The 16,476-nt window shown below is 74.0% G+C and carries 17 protein-coding genes; 3 read left to right on the top strand and 14 right to left on the bottom strand.

The window, feature by feature from the left end; genetic code table 11:
* Positions 1-31: 31 nt before the first annotated feature.
* Positions 32-637, top strand: a complete 606-nt coding sequence (locus ACIPXB_RS24375) for a nuclear transport factor 2 family protein (protein ID WP_401453278.1) — start codon at positions 32-34, stop codon at positions 635-637.
* Here ACIPXB_RS24375 and ACIPXB_RS24370 read toward each other — a convergent pair.
* From ACIPXB_RS24370 to ACIPXB_RS24350, 5 genes are all read right to left on the bottom strand, one after another.
* Positions 625-1,293 (bottom strand): response regulator, encoded by a 669-nt coding sequence (locus ACIPXB_RS24370; RefSeq protein ID WP_401453276.1) that lies wholly within the window; start codon positions 1,291-1,293, stop codon positions 625-627. The two genes, ACIPXB_RS24375 and ACIPXB_RS24370, sit on opposite strands and share 13 nt — an antisense overlap.
* Positions 1,290-2,000, bottom strand: coding sequence for a sensor histidine kinase (locus ACIPXB_RS24365; RefSeq protein ID WP_401453274.1), 711 nt, complete (start codon positions 1,998-2,000; stop codon positions 1,290-1,292). The genes ACIPXB_RS24370 and ACIPXB_RS24365 overlap by 4 nt, the downstream gene beginning before the upstream one ends.
* Positions 2,001-2,073: 73 nt before the next feature.
* On the bottom strand, positions 2,074-2,901 hold the full coding sequence (locus ACIPXB_RS24360) for an enoyl-CoA hydratase/isomerase family protein (RefSeq protein ID WP_401453272.1): 828 nt from the start codon (positions 2,899-2,901) through the stop codon (positions 2,074-2,076).
* The gene (locus ACIPXB_RS24355; protein WP_401453270.1) at positions 2,898-3,350 is read right to left on the bottom strand and encodes a Zn-ribbon domain-containing OB-fold protein; all 453 of its coding nucleotides are present in this window, start codon (positions 3,348-3,350) and stop codon (positions 2,898-2,900) included. The genes ACIPXB_RS24360 and ACIPXB_RS24355 overlap by 4 nt, the downstream gene beginning before the upstream one ends.
* Positions 3,351-3,363: 13 nt before the next feature.
* Positions 3,364-4,515 (bottom strand): lipid-transfer protein, encoded by a 1,152-nt coding sequence (locus ACIPXB_RS24350; protein WP_401453268.1) that lies wholly within the window; start codon positions 4,513-4,515, stop codon positions 3,364-3,366.
* A 123-nt stretch (positions 4,516-4,638) separates the two neighbouring features.
* Here ACIPXB_RS24350 and ACIPXB_RS24345 point away from each other — a divergent pair, with 123 nt between their 5' ends.
* Positions 4,639-6,354, top strand: a complete 1,716-nt coding sequence (locus ACIPXB_RS24345) for a FadD3 family acyl-CoA ligase (RefSeq protein ID WP_401453266.1) — start codon at positions 4,639-4,641, stop codon at positions 6,352-6,354.
* 340 nt (positions 6,355-6,694) lie between these two features.
* Here the strand turns inward: ACIPXB_RS24345 and ACIPXB_RS24340 are convergent, their stop codons facing one another.
* The 6 genes from ACIPXB_RS24340 to ACIPXB_RS24315 all read right to left on the bottom strand — a co-directional run bounded on the left by ACIPXB_RS24340 (position 6,695) and on the right by ACIPXB_RS24315 (position 11,122).
* The gene (locus tag ACIPXB_RS24340; RefSeq protein ID WP_401453264.1) at positions 6,695-7,939 is read right to left on the bottom strand and encodes a helix-turn-helix domain-containing protein; all 1,245 of its coding nucleotides are present in this window, start codon (positions 7,937-7,939) and stop codon (positions 6,695-6,697) included.
* A gap of 88 nt (positions 7,940-8,027) precedes the next feature.
* The gene (locus tag ACIPXB_RS24335) at positions 8,028-8,870 is read right to left on the bottom strand and encodes a hypothetical protein (RefSeq protein WP_401453262.1); all 843 of its coding nucleotides are present in this window, start codon (positions 8,868-8,870) and stop codon (positions 8,028-8,030) included.
* Between the two features lie 61 nt (positions 8,871-8,931).
* Entirely contained in the window at positions 8,932-9,120 is a 189-nt protein-coding gene (locus tag ACIPXB_RS24330; RefSeq protein ID WP_401453260.1) for a hypothetical protein, read from the bottom strand.
* Entirely contained in the window at positions 9,117-9,551 is a 435-nt protein-coding gene (locus ACIPXB_RS24325; protein WP_401453258.1) for a hypothetical protein, read from the bottom strand. The genes ACIPXB_RS24330 and ACIPXB_RS24325 overlap by 4 nt, the downstream gene beginning before the upstream one ends.
* Positions 9,548-9,862 (bottom strand): DUF6415 family natural product biosynthesis protein, encoded by a 315-nt coding sequence (locus ACIPXB_RS24320; protein WP_401453256.1) that lies wholly within the window; start codon positions 9,860-9,862, stop codon positions 9,548-9,550. Before ACIPXB_RS24320 ends, ACIPXB_RS24325 begins: the two co-directional genes overlap by 4 nt.
* 84 nt (positions 9,863-9,946) lie before the next feature.
* Complete coding sequence (locus tag ACIPXB_RS24315) at positions 9,947-11,122, bottom strand: helix-turn-helix domain-containing protein (protein WP_401453254.1); 1,176 nt, start codon at positions 11,120-11,122, stop codon at positions 9,947-9,949.
* A 114-nt stretch (positions 11,123-11,236) separates the two neighbouring features.
* On the opposite strand from ACIPXB_RS24315, the gene ACIPXB_RS24310 reads away from it, so the two are divergent.
* Positions 11,237-11,770: a flavoprotein gene (locus tag ACIPXB_RS24310; protein WP_401453252.1), complete on the top strand. Its 534-nt coding sequence runs from the start codon at positions 11,237-11,239 to the stop codon at positions 11,768-11,770.
* Positions 11,771-11,785: 15 nt separating this feature from the next.
* Here the strand turns inward: ACIPXB_RS24310 and ACIPXB_RS24305 are convergent, their stop codons facing one another.
* The 3 genes from ACIPXB_RS24305 to ACIPXB_RS24295 form a co-directional block, all read right to left on the bottom strand.
* Positions 11,786-12,520 carry a class I SAM-dependent methyltransferase gene (locus ACIPXB_RS24305; protein WP_401453250.1) on the bottom strand — a complete coding sequence of 245 codons (735 nt, stop codon included), beginning with the start codon at positions 12,518-12,520 and terminating at the stop codon, positions 11,786-11,788.
* 347 nt (positions 12,521-12,867) lie between these two features.
* Complete coding sequence (locus ACIPXB_RS24300) at positions 12,868-13,119, bottom strand: hypothetical protein (protein ID WP_401453249.1); 252 nt, start codon at positions 13,117-13,119, stop codon at positions 12,868-12,870.
* Positions 13,120-13,260: 141 nt separating this feature from the next.
* Positions 13,261-16,422: a BTAD domain-containing putative transcriptional regulator gene (locus ACIPXB_RS24295; RefSeq protein WP_401453247.1), complete on the bottom strand. Its 3,162-nt coding sequence runs from the start codon at positions 16,420-16,422 to the stop codon at positions 13,261-13,263.
* Positions 16,423-16,476 lie beyond the last annotated feature (54 nt).

Genomic DNA, 16,476 nt, shown 5'->3' with positions numbered 1-16,476 from the left:
GCGCCACCCGCCGCGTCGAGAGGAACCCGTCATGCCGTCCACCGAGTTCGCCCCGGAACGCCGCCGCATGCTCTCCGTCCTGGGCACCGTCGGCGCCGCCGCCGGAATCGGCACCCTGGCCGCGGCCACGCCCGCCGCCGCCGCGCCGGAGGAGCTGACCGCCGCGCGCTGGGGCGTGAACGGCCCGGTGGACGACGAGGTCGCCATCCAGCGCCTGATCGACGGCTACCTCTTCGCCGTCGACACCAAGGACAAGACCTTCTTCCGCACGCTGTGGACCGAGGACGCCACCCTCACCGTCATGGCCCACCCCGACGGCACCGCCGGCATCGTCAAGAGCGGGATCGAGGCCATCGTCGCCAACCTCGACGGAGCCCAGGCCTGGGGCCAGTCCACCCACGTCAAGGCCAACGTCAGCATCCGCGTCAGCGGCCGGACCGCGACCGCCGACAGCTTCGCCACGGCCCAGCTGGTCTACCCGGCCACCGCCACCGCGCCCGAGACCGTCGTCGTGCGCGGCCTGCGCTACCGCGACGCGTTCGTGAAGACCGCCACCGGCTGGAAGCTGCGGGGGCGCGTCATGTCGCCGCTGTGGCAGTTCAACGGCGCCAGCGTGCCGATCGTCTACCCCAACTGAGCCGGCAGCGCCGTTTCCGGCGCGTCCAGCTGGATCAGGCCGCGGTCGACGGCGGCGCGCACGGCCGCCGTACGGTTCTCCACCCCCAGCTTGTCGTAGACGTGGGCGAGATGGGTCTTGACCGTCGTCCCGCTGATGAACAGCGCCGAGCCGATCTGCCGGTTGGACCGGCCCGTCGCGATCAGCTCCAGGATCTCGATCTCGCGCGCCGTGAGCGCCGTCCGCGGCGCCCGGCAGCGGTTCATCAGCCGCGAGGCCACCGCCGGCGAGAGCGCCGACTCGCCCGCCGCGACCGTACGCAGCGACTGCAGGAGCAGGTCGGGCGGGGACTCCTTCAGGAGGTACCCCGCCGCGCCCGCCTCCACGGCCCGCACGATGTACGCGTCGGAGGCGTAGCCGGTCAGGACCACCACCCGGGGCGGGGCGGGCAGCCGTACGACGTGGCGGGTGGCCTCGACGCCGCACATGCCCGTACCCATGCGGAGGTCCATCAGGACCAGGTCCGGGGCCAGTTCGCGGGCCAGCCGCACGGCGGTGGCGCCGTCGGGCGCCTCGCCGCACACGTCGAAGTCCGGGCAGCCGCCGAGCAGGGCGCGCAGGCCCGCGCGGACGACGGGGTGGTCGTCGACGAGCAGGACGCGGACGGCCCCGCTCACCGGGGCACCGCCGGGGAGGCCGGTGCCGGCAGGGTCACCGACACCACCGTGCCGCCGCCGGGTGTGCTCTCCACCGTGGCCGTGCCGCCGAGGTCCGCGATCCGGCGGCGCAGCAGCCGCAGTCCGTGGCCGCCGTGCTCGTCCGGGCGGCGGACGGCCGCCGGGTCGAAGCCGACGCCGTCGTCCCACACGTCGAGGCCGAGCGCGTACGGCAGGTAGGTGAGCGTGACCACGGCCGACCGCGCGTGCGCGTGCCGTGCGACATTGGCCAGCGCGCCCTGGGCGGCGTGCAGGGCCGCCGCCTCCACCGGCGCCGCCAGCGGCCGCGGATCACCCTCCAAACGGAACCGGACGCTTTCCGTCCGCGAGCCATTCGTCCGCAGGCCTTCCGTCCGTCCGCCCTCCGCCCGTACGCAGAGGGCGTGGACCGCGTCCGCCAGCGTGCCGTGTTCCAGCGCGGGCGGCGCGAGGTCGTGGATGAGCCGGCGTGCCTCGGCGAGGTGCTCGCGCGCCGCCAGCGCGGCCTGCCGCACCAGCAGCCGCGCCTGCCCCGGCGCTTGCGTCCACTGCCGGTCCGCCGCGTCCAGCAGCAGGTGCAGGCCGGTCAGGCCCTGCGCCACGGTGTCGTGGAGTTCGGCGGCCAGCCGGGTGCGCTCCTGGAGCACCCCGGCCGCCACCGCTCGCGTCTGTCCCCCCGGTCGCGCCACTCGTCCCCTCCCCCTCCCCCGGCTCCCCGCTTCCCGTGGGCCCGCCGGACGGGGCCGAGCTTAGGGCGGCGCCTCAGCGCACGCGACAGCCGTCGCCGGGCCGCCGGCCCTCGAAGAGCTCCGCCTGCCGCCCCGGATCGAGGTTGCCGAGGGAGATCAGGTGGGGCGCGTGCGCCAGCGCCTGGGTGCGCGCGGCCTCCTTCGCGGCCCACAGCGCGCGGACGGTGCCCTGGACGGCGGCCGTCGGCTGGCTCGCGAGGATCTCCGCGCACGCCACCGCCGCGGGGAGCGTTTGCGCAGGTGGCGCCAGTTCCGAGACCAGCCCGATCTGGTGGGCGCGGTGGGCGGAGAGCCGCTCGGCGGTGCCCATGAGGGACATCCGCGCGACCTCGCCGAAGGGCATGCGCATCGCCATGTGGATCGCCTCGTACGCGCTCACCATGCCGTAGGTGGTGTGCGGGTCGAAGAAGGTGGCGGTCTCGGAGGCGATCAGGAACTCTGATTCGCCGAGCAGGTAGAACGCGCCCCCGCACGCCATCCCGTTCACGGCGGCGACCACCGGCTTCCACAGGTCGTTCGCCTTGGGCCCGATCGCGATCAGCGGATCGTCGACGGAGTAGGGGGAGGCCGGCTGTGGCACGTGCGCGGCGCGGTCGATGCCGGTGCAGAACGCCCGCTCGCCCGCCCCCGTGATCACCACCGCCCGTACGCCGTCGTCGAAGCGGAACTCCCGCCAGGCGGCGGTGAGGGCGGCCGCCATCTCCAGAGTGATCGCGTTGTGCCTGGCCGCCCGGTCCAGGGTCACCACGGCCACCCCGGTCGCCTTGTCGCGGTCGACCCGGATGCCGTCCCCTTCCCGTTCCACTTCCCCGTCCCCGTCCCCTGCCCGCGTGCCGGTCACGCCTTCTCCAGCAGCCAGCGCGGCACGGTGACCCCGCCCACCTCGGTGAAGGCCACCTGCACGCGCGCCCCGATCCGCAGGCGCGCCGGGTCCACCGAGTCCAGGGGCGCGTCGGGGGCCGCCACCAGGTTGCCCGCCAGCCGGATGCGGGGGGCGTCGGCGAGCTCGACGAGGATCGCGTTGTACGGCGCCATGGCCGCGTACGCCGGCAGCAGCGGCGGGTGGGGCACGACGTACGACCAGATCCGGCCGCGGCCGCTCATCGGCCGCCAGGCGGAGGCGAAGGAGTGGCAGTGCGGGCAGCAGGGGCGCGGCGGGAAGCGCAGCCGGCCGCAGTCCTCGCAGGCCTGGATGCGCAGTTCGCCGCGGGCGGCGTACTCCCAGAAGGGGGCGCCGTCCTCGTCGGGGACGGGGAGCAGGAGGCCGTCGTCGGTGGCAGCTGTGGACATGTGGGTCGACTCCTCAGGCTCGCAGCAGGATCGCGGACGTGGGGACCCCCTCGCCCGCCGTCACCAGGCAGGTCGCGGCGTCCGGCACCTGGGCGGTGGAGATCCCGCGCAGCTGCTTGACGCCCTCGTTGATCAGGTTGAAGCCGTGCACGTACGCCTCGGAGAGGCCGCCGCCCCCGGTGTTGATGGGCAGCCGGCCGCCGATCTCCAGCGCGCCGCCCTCGGTGAAGGCCGCGCCCTCGCCGCGCCCGCAGAAGCCGTAGCCCTCCAGAGAGAGCGGGATCAGGGGGGTGAAGGCGTCGTAGATCTGGGCCACGTCCACGTCGGCGGGGCCGAAGTCGGCCTGCTTCCACAGGTGCCGGGCAGCCGTCCAGGCGGGACCGGAGAGCGGGTCGTCGTTCCAGTAGTTGACCATGCCGTGGTGCTGGGCGGGCAGGCCCTGGGCGACGGAGTGGACGTAGACGGGCTTGTGGCGGCAGTCGCGGGCCCGCTCGGCGCTGACGATCACGCAGGCCAGCGCGCCGTCGGTCTCCAGGCAGTTGTCGAACAGGCAGAGCGGCTCGCTGATCCAGCGTGCGGTCATGTACATCTCGCGGGTCAGCGGGCGTTCGTACATCATCGCGGCCGGGTTCTGGTTGGCGCGGTTGCGGCAGGCCAGGGCCACGTTGAAGAGGTGGTCGCGGGTGGCGCCGTACTCGTGCATGTAGCGGCGGGCCAGCATGCCGATCTCGTCGGCGGGGCGGAGCAGGCCGAAGGGGCGGGTCCACTGGCCGGGGGTGGGCAGCTGCACGGCGGTGTTCTTCCAGGGCCGGGGCCCGCTGCCGCGTTTGCGCGAGCGCCAGGCGACGCCGACGGAGGCCTGGCCGGTGGCGATAGCGGCGGCGAGGTGGCCGACGGTGGCACAGGAACCGCCGCCTCCGTAGCCGACCTTGGAGAAGAACGTGACGTCACCGGCCCCGATGGCCTTGGCGACCTCGACCTCGTCGGTCTCCTCCATGGTGTACGAGGCGAACGCGTCGACCTCGGAGGGCTCGATTCCTGCGTCCGCGAGGGCATCGAGGATGGCCCGGCAGGCCAATTCCTTCTCGCTTCGGGGCAGTTGTCTGGCGAAGGGGGTCTGGCCGATTCCCGCTATCGCTGTAGCGTCCTTGAGCGTCGCCGCCATCGCCACCTCCGGGGTGCGTGCACCAGTGCTGACAGCGGCGAAGGCTACAGCTAATCTGACGGATAGTCAGCTAGTCGGCTGGTCGGCTCGTGGTGGTTCCGGGCTCGCGGAGAGGGGCGTGCGATGGTCGAGGGCGGTCGCGTGGACGGCGATGCGGTGACGGGCGCGGTGGCCGATGCGGTGGCCGATGCGGTGGCCGATGCGGTGCCGGGCGCGGGGGAGGAGGACGTCCGGGGGGACCTGCGCTGGGGCAGCGTCCCCGGCCTGGTCCGCGCCGCGGCCGACCGGTACGCCACCCGCGAGGCGGTCGTCGACGGCCGCGTCCGCATCACCTACGCGCAGCTCGGGAGGCGCGTCGAGCGGGCCGCCGCCGCCTGCATCGCGGCCGGCGTCGAGGCGGGCGACCGGGTCGCCGTCTGGGCGCCCAACACCCTGGACTGGATCGTCTCCGCCCTCGGCGCGGTCTCGGCCGGGGCGGTGCTGGTCCCGCTCAACACCCGTTTCAAGGGCGCGGAGGCGGCGTACGTGCTGGGCCGCAGCCGGGCGCGGCTGCTGTTCGTCACCGGCACCTTCCTGGGCACCTCGTACGTCGCCTCACTGCGCCGCGCGGCCGCCGAGGGCACCGGCGCGGGCCCGCTGCCCGGCCTGCCGCACCTGCGCGAGGTCGTGGTCCTCGCCGAGGACGCGCCGGAGTCCTTCCGTACGTGGAAGGACTTCCTGGCGGGCGGCGACCACGTCACGGCGGCGGCCGTGCGCGAGCGCGCCGACGCCGTACGCCCCGACCAGCCCTCGGACATCATCTTCACCTCGGGCACCACCGGCAGCCCCAAGGGGGCCGTCATCACGCACGCGCAGACGCTGCGCTGCTACGACGTGTGGAGCGAGCTCGCCGGGCTGCGCGAGGGCGACCGCTACCTGATCGTGAACCCCTTCTTCCACACCTTCGGCTACAAGGCGGGCGTCATCGCCTGCCTGATGCGCGGCGCGACGATGGTGCCGCAGCCGGTCTTCAACGTCGACACGGTCCTCGCCAACATCGCCGCCGAGCGGATCTCGGTCCTGCCCGGGCCGCCCACCCTGCACCAGTCGCTCCTGGACCACCCGGCCCGCGCCCAGCACGACCTGTCCGCGCTGCGGCTGGTCGTCACCGGCGCGGCCGTGGTCCCGCTGCGGCTGGTGGAGCGGCTGCGCGGCGAGCTGCGGATCACGACCGTGCTGACGGCGTACGGCCTGTCGGAGGCGAGCGGCATCGTCACCATGTGCCGCCGCGGCGACCCGGCCGAGATCGTCTCGGCCACCTCGGGCCGCGCCATCCCGGGCACGGAGGTCCGGATCACGGCCCCGGACGGCAGCCCCCTGGCCCCCGGCGAGGCGGGCGAGATCCTCGTCCGCGGCCACCACGTGATGCGCGGCTACTACGAGGACCCGGAGGAGACGGCGCGCGCGATCACGCCGGAGGGCTGGCTGCGTACGGGCGACATCGGCGTCCTGGACGAGGCGGGCAACCTGCGGATCACGGACCGGATCAAGGACATGTTCATCGTCGGCGGCTTCAATGCCTACCCGGCCGAGATCGAACGCCTGCTGGGCCTGCACCCGGACATCGCGGACGTCGCGGTGGTCGGCGTCCCCGACCCGCGCCTGGGCGAGGTCGGCAAGGCCTACGCGGTCCGCCGCCCCGGCTCCACCCTGACGGCGGACGACCTGATCGCCTGGTCCCGCCGCGAGATGGCCAACTACAAGGTCCCGCGCGAGGTCGAGTTCGTCCCGGACCTCCCGCGCAACGCGAGCGGCAAGGTCCTGAAGACCCAGCTGCGGGCGCGGGGGGCGGCGGGCTGACGGACCCCGGGCGGCACCCGGCCCCTGCGGCGCCGCCCCGATCAGGCCGGCGTACCCGGGACGATGAACCCCCGCCCGGGCCGCCGCAACCGGGCGACGGCCGCGGCTTCGAGCGTGTCGGCGGTGCCCGTGCGTGACGAGGCCCCCGGTGAGGGCTTCGATCACGTCGTCGTCGGGTTTCAGGTTGTAGGAGACGAGGGTCCGGCCGATCAGCCGGGTGACCTCGTCCGGATCGCTGTTCATCGGCCGCATGCCGGTGCTCCCTACCGTCGTCAGCGGGTGGTGGGACGACGGTAGGGGCGGTCTGCGGGCGGCAGGGGTACAGAACGTACCCCCACCCTCAGGTCGTCAGCAGGCCTATGCGCTGGGCGAGTTCCGAGGCGCGGCGGCGCCGGGCCGGGCTCTTGGACTCGGTCTCCTCCAGGACGATCCGCTTCGCGTACCCGTTGTACTGGACGGTTTCCGGTGCGGCCGCGTACGCCTGGGCGAGCGTCGCCAGCGCCGCGTCGGGCTGGGCGTCGAGGTGATAGCCGCGGGCCTGCTCGATCCGGTGCCGGGCCCGGCGCGGCCGCGACGGGATCGCTTCGGCCTCAGCGCGGGCTGCCTGCCGCGCGGACTCGGGGCCGGCGTGCAGCTCGACCGCCACGGTGACCGCGTGAGCGCCGATGACCGCGCGCGAGAACGAGGTGACCGGGTGGAAGTACCCGGCGGGCAGGCCCTCGGCCAGGCCGCGGGCCTCGTCCCAGTACCGCCAGGCCGTGCCGGTCTCGCCACGGCGAGCGGCCGTCAGTCCGGCCTCGACCGTGAGAGCACCGGCCACCGCCCGGACGTCGGGGCCGGCGTCCGGGAGGAGCGCTTCCAGATAGCGGAGCGTCTCCAGGGTCACGGCGTCCGCCGCGTCGAGATGGGCGCTGTCGCGGTGCGCCTGGACGGTGAGCCACGCGGCGAGGCCGATCGCGTGCGGATCCTCGGAGTCCTGGGCCGCCATCATGCCGCGCTCCGCGACGCGCCAGACGAGCGAGGCGTCAGGCTGGTAGGCGCAGAAGAACTGGGCCAGGAAGTACACCTCGGCCAGCCGGGCCTGGGCGGCCTTGCGGTCGGCGATCGTCCCGGCGTGCCGCACGGCGGCCTGGGCGTCCCGGATCAGGTCCGGCAGCAGCGCACCGACCACCTCGCGGTGGTTCGGGGCGGAGTGCCTGGCCGACCACGCCCGCGCCAGGCGCGCCGAGAAGTGCGCGGCCGGGGGGGCCTCCCGGTCCCCGGCGAGGTGAGGCGAGTTGACGGCCTCGCGGACCGCGGCGAACCGCGGGTGCCCCGGGCCGGTGAACAGCGCGACGCGCATGGACTGATCGCCCGTGAGGTCGGACAGGTCCCGGACGCGCAGCACCTCCGCGACACGGAGGATCATCTCCAGCTTCGGCACCCTGAGGCGGCCTGTCTCAACTGCCTTGACCCACTCGCCGGACCGGCCGACGAGGCCGCCGAGCTGGATGCGGGTAAGACCTCGGCGTGTGCGGAGGATCTGCATTCTCTGGCCGAACACCAGCGGGTCCGTGTACGGGTCCGGGGTAGCATCAGGTGACATGGGCCTTGCCCCTCTCCTTGCAGCTCGACACTGCCAGGGTATGGGGCGGGGCCAGGCGACGCAGCGGCTCAAGACCTGTCGACTGGCCTCAGGTTTGCGTCAGTTGACTTCGACTGGTCGCCCGGTGTCGCCTCGCGGCTGTCCGGACTTCTGTCAGGGCGCGCTCACGGTCGACCGGTGGAGGCTGGAACCGGCCCGGCGCCAGCCGGACGTGTTCCTGCCAGGAGTCCTGCCAGAACTCGACGGTCCAGCCGGGCCATCGCTTGGGCATCTCGTATGCCTCGGCCGACGCCCCGAGCACCCACCAGCCGACCCGGCGCCGCGACGCATCGATGTGGATGCCGGCATCGGCGGACACTCGGCACGTTCCGTGTTCGGGGCCGCCCGACAGCCGGTCGAGCAGGGCAGCCCCCTCCCGGATCGGGTGGTCGGCGATGTTCGCCACCACGTAGCAGCGGTCCGAGCCGACGGTCACCACTGCGGCCATCGGCTCGGGGTCGGCCAGCTCCTCGTCCTCCGGTTCCAGCAACGGTCCGAGGGAAGTGCCGCGCCCGCGATCACGCACGTACTCCGGGTCCAGTCCCAGGTAGGTCCGCAGCTCGGCGGGGCCGTCGTACGCCCACCGCAGGTCCCACCCCGGCCAGGCCTCCCGCAGCAGTTCCAGAGTCGCGGCCCGGTACCGCATCACGGTGCTCGGCCCCTCCCAGGCGAACAGCAGCAGCACCTTCCGGCCGAGGTCGATCAGGGCCGCTCCCTGGCAGTACACGTCGTCGAGCCACCGGTCGACCGCTTCGAGGCGCTGGATCACGGAGAGCGTTTCGGCAGGTCCCGCCAGCAGGTCGAGGTCGAGGCCCACCGCGCCCCAGCGGGAGAGGTACAGCTCGTACTCGCCGCTCTCGCGGACAACGATGAAGTTCGCACGATCGGCCACGCGGCCAGAATGGCGGGCGCCGGCAGCCGGACGCCACCCAAATTGACACCCTCGGTGGGTGCTACTCGTTCTCGCTGCCCTTGTGGCGGGCGGCGCGGCGGTGGGCGGAGGCGCGGTGGTTGCCGGGGTGGCAGTCCGGGTGGGCGTGGGCGTCCGGGCGGGCGGCGGAGGCCGAGTGGATCGTGATCCGGGTTGCCGCGACGGCGGGCACGGGCTGGTCGCAGTGGAGGCAGTATGCGACGGCGCTCATCCGCCGGGGTGCCTGTCCGCCCGGAAGCCCACGGTTCCGGTCAGGACGCGGTCGGGCCGGGACGGGGGGAGGGCCGGGTCGAGGCAGACGCCGATGTGGGCGGCGCGGTACGTCTGTGTACGAAGGGCCCAGGCGGGCGGCGGTTCGGGGAGCCTGAGGAGGGTGTCGGGGTGGCCGTAGTCGAGGGCCCACGTCCCCCGGGCGTGGTAGAGGAGGTGCTGGGTGGGTGGGTAGGTCTCGCCCTGGTGCAGCCCGAGGCCGGCGGCGATCCCGCGCAGGTGGCGCTCGACGCTGGTGGCGCGCCGGGCGTGGGCCTCGGGGTGGCCCAGCATCGCGTACGCGCGGCCGTCGGTTCCGAGGGCGTACGACACGGCCACCTCGGCGAGGAACGCGGGCCCGGGGGTGACGGCGCGGGGCAGGAGGATCGTCACGCCGTCACCGCCACCCGGGCCTCGTGGAGGGTGCGCAGGACGCGGGCGAGGGAACGGGCGTGGTTCCACCGCGCCAGCGGCTCGGGGCCGGGGCCGCGGGTGGTCAGCGAGTCCCAGTCGGCGAGGGCGTGCGCAACCCGGGGGGTTGCGGCCTCCGCCCGGCGGGCCATGGCCACGTACCGCTGCCCGTGCGCGACGAGGCCCTCGGTGAGGGCTTCGATCACGTCGTCGTCGGGTTTCAGGTTGTAGGAGACGAGGGTCCGGCCGATCAGCCTCGTGATCTCGTCCGTCGCGTCGTCCGTCGGCCGCATGCCGGTGCTCCCTACCGTCGTCAGCGGGTGGAGTACTCAGCATGGTGGCCTCCGAGGGCCGGAACACTCACAGATTTGTGAGTGCTACATACCGATCCAACGGGCCATGCTGGCCAGGCCGTCCGGCGCTCGCCGCGACATGTGCACGAGTCCACGGACCGTCGCTCGGGTACCCGGCAGGTGGCGGGTCTGCTCCGGTGCCGCCCGCCGCGCTCGTATCAGATACTTCAGAGACGTCTCCGGACTACCGGCCTCCATCTCCACCAGCGCCCTGTCCACCATGTACCGGGCCCGCCGGGAGGTCACCGTCGAGTCCGGCATCTTCAGCGCGCGGGCCTGGACGAGTGCCTCGTCGTAGCTGCGTAGGGTGACGGCCGCACCCAGCTCGTGAAGTGCCACATTCACCATGCCGAACGACAGCCAGTGAACGTCTCCGGCTTCTCCGTTGACACGGGCCGCCAGCTCGCGAGCTGCGGCGATGTGCGTTTCGACGCCCGCACTGTCGTTGCGACGCGCGGCCACGGTAGCGGCGCCGAGGTGAAGCTGCCCGGCCACGGCGAGTCCCTCCCGAGTTGCGTCGCCGGCCAGCAGGCTGTGACCGGACTCGATCAGTCGCAGGCTCGTCGCGCTGCGCAGCAGGATGGCCCGCTTGTACCGCTGAACCGCGCTAAGGCCCGGGTCGGAGGCGCCGCGCGCCGCCCACTCCATCCGGTCCAGTGCGACGCGCGACAGGTCGGGATGCCCTAGCTTCAGCGCCACGTCGTGCGCGGTCCGGTACGCCGAAGCGAGGGCCTGCCACACTGCTGTTGTCGGGGCCGTGGAAGCGATCTGCGTCAGTTCGACGATCAGATCGGGAAGGGCTTCGGCGGCCGCGCGCAAGTGCGTGGCCCGCACCTGTCGGCACACCGTGTCGGCCGCCGAGACCAGCGCAGGTGCGGGGCGACACGCAACGAGATCGGGATTTGTGCCAAGGTCGTAGACGTCGAGGGCCTCCCGGATCGGGACGACCAGCGCACTCAGCCGGTCGGGGGGAAGGGCGTTCAGGGACGTCGGTCCCGTCAGCTTGGACGTGTCCACCCGCAGCACGCGCGCTGCCGCCGCCACCAGGCCCGCACTCGCGGGGCGGGCCCCGCACTCGACCTGGCTCAGCAGGCTGAGGCTGTACCCGGTCTGCTCGGCCAGCGCCCGCTGCGAAAGGTGGGCGAGGCGCCGCTGTTCGCGGATCCGGGCACCCGTGTGATCATCGTCAGGTCGCGGCACGCTGTCCTCCGTCTCCGACTCCTCGATCTGGACGGTACCCGAGGGCGGCGGTTCCGGGCCCCAACCGCCCATGACTTCACACGGATCAGGGGCCGTTGCATAGGCTCGGATGCCATGACGACGAGGACGCTCTACCTGCTCTGCTCGGCCGCCCCGCCCGTGTTCGACGTGGCGCGCGTGATCGAGGACGCACAGGCCCGCGGCTGGGACGTCTGCCTGGGGCTCACGCCGACGGCGGCCGAGTGGCTGGAGGAGAGCCTGCCGGGACTGGCCGCGCTGACCGGTCACCCGGTTCGGTCACGGTACAAGCGGCCGGGACAGCCGGACGTCTGGCCGGCGGCGGACGCCGTTCTCGTCGCCCCGGCGACGACGAACACGATCAACCGGTGGGCGCTGGGGATCACCGACACGTTCGTCGTCGGGTTCGTGGCCGAGGCGCTCGGCAAGGCCATTCCGCTGACGGTGATGCCATGCGTGAACGCGGCCTACGCCCAGCACCCGCAGCTGCCGTTGTCGCTGGAGACGCTGCGGGGTGCCGGGGTGCGTGTCCTGTACGGCGAGGGCGGCTTCGTACCGAACCCTCCCGGCGAGAAACGGCCCTACCCCTGGGCGCTGGCGCTCGACGCGGTGGACGGGCTCGCTCCGTAAGCGAAGGGCTGACCGCTACCGCCGGTGGGCCAGGAGGAGGCGCCAGCGGGGGGTGCCGTCGTGGCGGTGGCCGAAGGTGGGGAGGGGGAGCGTTTCGACCTCGAAGCCCGCTGCCGTCAGGTCGGCGCGGACGCCGGGGAGCGGGAACGTGCGGTAGTACATGACGAACGGGGGGCGCCACACCGCGTTGCGGACGCGCATCGCCGTGTCGAAGCCCGCCGTCAGCCACCAGGCCGCCGAGGTCAGCGGCAGCGGGGCGCCGATCGGGAAGGCGAAGATCCCGCCGGGGCGCAGGGCGCGGTGGACCCCCGCGAAGAGCGCCGGGCGTTCGGCGGGGAGGAAGTGGCCGAACGCGCCGAAGCTCACCGTCAGGTCGTAGGAAGAGGAAAGGGCGGGTGGGAGGGTGCGGGCGTCCGACTGGATGAAGTCCACCGGGGGAGTGGCGGCGCGGTGCGCGGCCGCCGCCTGCGCCAGCATGCCCGCGCTGAGGTCGACGCCCGTCACCCGGTCCCGGCAGCGCCTGGTCAGGAGGGGGATCGCGGCGCCCGTGCCGCAGCACAGGTCCAGGCCGGCGCCCACCGGGCCGGGGAGGTACTGGGCCAGGGCCTCCTCGACCGCGTCCAGCATCCGGTCCGGGGTGCGGAACGGCGTGTGGTCGAACTTCGGCGCCAGCAGGTCGTAGCCGCGCTCGACGGACGACAGGGCCTGGACGGCCAGCTCGCGGACGGTGGGTCCCTCGGAGGTGAACACGGCATCCAGCCTAGTGACCCGTGGGCACGGGCGGCGGAGAAATGGGGCGGGACATGACAAAGAGACGGTCGCGGTGGCACCCCCTCCGGGCCACCGCGACCGTCTTCCCCCTTGCCCCTCGGGTCCCCCCGGACCCTCGTGGCGTTCCCCCGTGGTTCTCCCCCCGGGGTCCCCGTGACTGGGTTCCCCTCGTGCTTCCCCCGTACGTCCCGCGTGGTCGTCACGTCCCCCGTGGCCCCGCGGGTCCCCCGTACGTCCCCCCGTACGTCCCCCCGTGCGTCCCGCGCCGCCTTCACGTCCCCCGTGGCCGGCTCGGGTCCCCCGTACGTTCTCCGGGCCTGCGGTCCTTACGGACGCGGGCCCGTCGCGTGGTTGTCCATCGGCTTGATCTCATCGCCAGGAGCGACCGGGGCGACCGGGGCGGTCGGCTTGGCCGGGTTGGCCGGGGCCGTGCCCGTGCCCGACAGGTCCGGACCGTTCATCGGCTGGCCCGTCGCGTGGTTGTCCATCGACCTGATGTCGACGCCCGTGGCGTGGTTGTCGAACGGCTTGATGTCACCGTCGTCGGACGGGATCTGGGCAGCGCTGTCGGTCGTCATCGTCACTCCTGAAGGTGGCCGGGCCCGTTCGGCGATTCCCCCGCGGACCGCCGAACGGGTCGATGCGTCCATGGTTGCGCGGGACGATAAACGAACGATGAACGTCCCGTTCAGCAGCCGAGGTCCGCGGAACGCCGCAGCTCAGGCGGCGATCTCGGATGCTAGCAAGCCCCGCGCCTCGGCGAGTTCGTGGGAACCCAGCTGCGCGAAGACCGCCTCCGCGTCCCGCCAGCACGCCCGCGCCCGGTCGGTCTGCCCCAGCCGGTGCAGCGCCCGCCCCAGCACCATCACCACGCACGCCCGCCGCCACTCGCCGCCCATCACCCGCAGGGCGATGGCCTGTTCGGCGTGTGAGGCCGCCAGCGCCGCCCGCCCCGCGGCCAGCTGCGACTCCGCCAGCCGGTAGTGGGTGATGCCCTCCCACAGCGGCTGCCGGTTGTCGCGGAACAGCGACAGCGCCTCCGTCAGCTGCTCCTGCGCCTCCCGCAGCCGGCCCGCCTGGGCCAGTACGGTGCCCAGCGCGTACCGCCCGTTGGCCAGCCGCAGCGAGAGCCCCATCCGGTCGTAGATGGCGATGCCCTGCTCCGCCAGCTCGATCGCGGACGGCAGCCGGCCCAACTGGGCCTGGATCCGGGAGAGGTTGCAGAGCGCGCTGGCCTCGCCGACGTTGTTGCCGTCCGCGCGGAAGCTGTCGATGGCCTCCATCAGATAGCGCTCGCCGTCGGTGTAGCGGCTCTCGTAGAGGGCGATGATGCCCCGGTCGTTGGGCGCCCAGCACAGCGGCAGCGGATCCCCGGCCGCCCGCGCCAGCGCGGTGGCCTGCCGGGCCTCGTCGTCGGCCTGCGCGAACCGGCCCGCGACCAGGTGCACGTTGGTCAGCGTGGTGCGCGCCCGGCCCTCGGCGTGCGGGTCGCCCGACGCCTGGGCCGCGTCCCGCAGCGCGATGGCCGCCGACTCGTACTGCTTGGAGTTGGCGCCGGACTCCAGCAGGTCCTTCGCCGCCCACAGCAGGTCCACGGCCCGCCGCAGGACGCCCACCGACGCGTCCGCGCGGGCCGACGCCTGCCGTACGCACGCCTGCCGTACGCACGCCTGCCGTACGCACGCCAGCAGCGGGTCCGCCTCGGCGTAGATCCAGTCCAGTGCGGCGTGCCGGTCGGCGAAGACCAGCCCGGGGTAGCTGGTGGCCGCCAGGTGCGCGGGCAGCCGGTCGCCGGGGCGCTCCAGCGAGTACACCCGGGCCGCGGTGGCCAGGTAGAAGTCCAGCAGCCGCGACATCGCGTGGTCGCGCTCGCTCGGCGGCAGCTCGTCGCGCTCGGCGCAGGCACGCGCGTAGAGCCGTACGAGGTCGTGGAAGCGGTAGCGGCCGGGAGCCGCCGATTCCAGCAGGGAGCAGTCGACGAGTGCCTCCAGGAGGTCCTCGGTGTCGTGCTCGGGGAGGTCCAGTACGGCGGCCGCGGCCGCCAGGGAGATGTCCGGGCCGTCGGCGAGGCCGAGGAGGCGGAAGGCGCGCTGCTGGGCGGGCTCCAGCTGGCCGTAGCCGAGCTCGAAGGTGGCCTTGACGGCGAGGTCGCCGGCCTGGAGCTCGTCCAGCCGGCGCCGCTCGTCGGCGAGCTTGGCGGCGAGGACGGAGACGGTCCAGGTCCGCCGGGCGGCCAGGCGGGACGCGGCGATACGGATGGCCAGCGGCAGGAAGCCGCAGGCGCCGACCACGTCGAGGGCGGCCTGCCGTTCGGCGCCCACCCGTTCCTCGCCGACGATCCGGGTGAACAGCTGAAGGGCCTCCTCGGGGCTCATCACGTCGAGATCGACCAGATGGGCCCCGGCGAGGCCCGCCATGCGGACCCGGCTGGTGACGAGGGCCGCGCAGCCTGCCGTACCGGGCAGCAGCGGGCGGACCTGGGCGGCGTCGCGGGCGTTGTCCAGGAGGACCAGGACGCGGCGCCCGTCGAGGGTGGAACGGTAGAGCGCGGCCCGCTCGGCGGGGGAGTCGGGGATGGCCGAGTCGGGGGTGCCCAGGGCGCGCAGGAACGAGCCGAGGACGGCCTCGGGCTCGGCGGGCCGGGCCTCGGTGCCCTGGAGGTCGACGTACAGCTGGCCGTCGGGGAAGTGCGGGCGGGCGGCGTGCGCGACGTGCACGGCGAGCGTGGTCTTGCCGACGCCGCCGATGCCGGCGAGCGCGGAGACGGCCATGACCTGGCCCTCGGCGCCCGCGAGCACCTCGCCGAGCTCGGTGACGAAGGCCGCCCGGCCGGTGAAGTCCGGGACGGTCGCCGGGAGCTGGGCGGGGCGCACCTGGACGGCGGCGGCGGCCGGGGCCGGCGCCTCGGACAGCGCGAGCTCGGCGTCCGCGCGCAGGATCCGCTGCTGGAGGGCGGCGAGTTCGGGCCGCGGGTCGACGCCGAGTTCGTCGGCGAGCAGGCGGCGGGTGTCGGCGTACACGGCGAGGGCCTCGGCCTGCCGGCCGCTGCGGTAGAGGGCGAGCATGAGCAGCTCGCGCAGCCGTTCGCGCAGCGGGTGGGCGGCGGTCAGCGCGGTGAGCTCGGAGACCGCCTCGGCGTGGTGGCCGATCTCCAGGTCGAGGTCGAGGCGGGTCTCCACCAGCTGCAGGCGCCATTCGGCGAGCCGGGTCCGCTCGGTCTCGGCGTACGGTCCGGGGACGCCGGCCAGCGGCTCGCCGTCCCACAGGTCCAGGGCGCGGCCCAGCAGCGTACGGGCGAGGGCGCGGTCGCCGGACTCGCGGGCCTGCTCGGCGTCGGCGGCCAGGGTGCGGGCGATGCCGAGGTCGAGGTGGGTGGGGCGGGTGCGGATGGCGTACCCGCCGGCGTCGCTGACCAGCAGCCCGGGGTCGAGGACCTTGCGCAGCCGGGAGGCGTACGTGCGGATGGTGGCCAGGGCCTGCTGGGGCGGGTCCTCGCCCCAGATCGCGTCGATCAGCTCGGGCGCGGTGGCGGTACGGCCGTCGCGCAGCAGCAGGGCGGCGAGCAGGGCGCGCTGCTGGGGGCTGCCGGAGGCGAGCGGCTCACTGCCGCGCCAGGCGCGGATGGGCCCGAGTACGGCGAACCGCGCGCCGCCGGGGGCGGCCGCGCCCGGGGTCGTGTGCGGGGCCGCAGCCGGGGCCCTGTCCGGGGTCGCGTTCCGCTTCCCGCCGGGCGCCGCCGGGTCCGGGGTCTCGGCGCGGGGTCCGGCCGGGGCCGGGAGGCGGTCGGCGCCGTCCGTCCGTCCGGCTTCGGAGCCGGTTGCTCCGGATGGTGCCGCCCCGGGGTGGTTCCGCTGGTGCGGGATGGCCGGTATGCCGTCCATCTGTCGTCCCCCCTGCCTTCGGTCGGTGTAGTGGCCAGTCTGCCCTGTCTTGCG

This window comes from Streptomyces sp. NPDC090022 (assembly GCF_044748145.1).
Taxonomy (GTDB): domain Bacteria; phylum Actinomycetota; class Actinomycetes; order Streptomycetales; family Streptomycetaceae; genus Streptomyces.
Note: the sequence above shows the minus strand (reverse complement) of the source record. Positions and strands in the feature narration are given on the sequence as shown.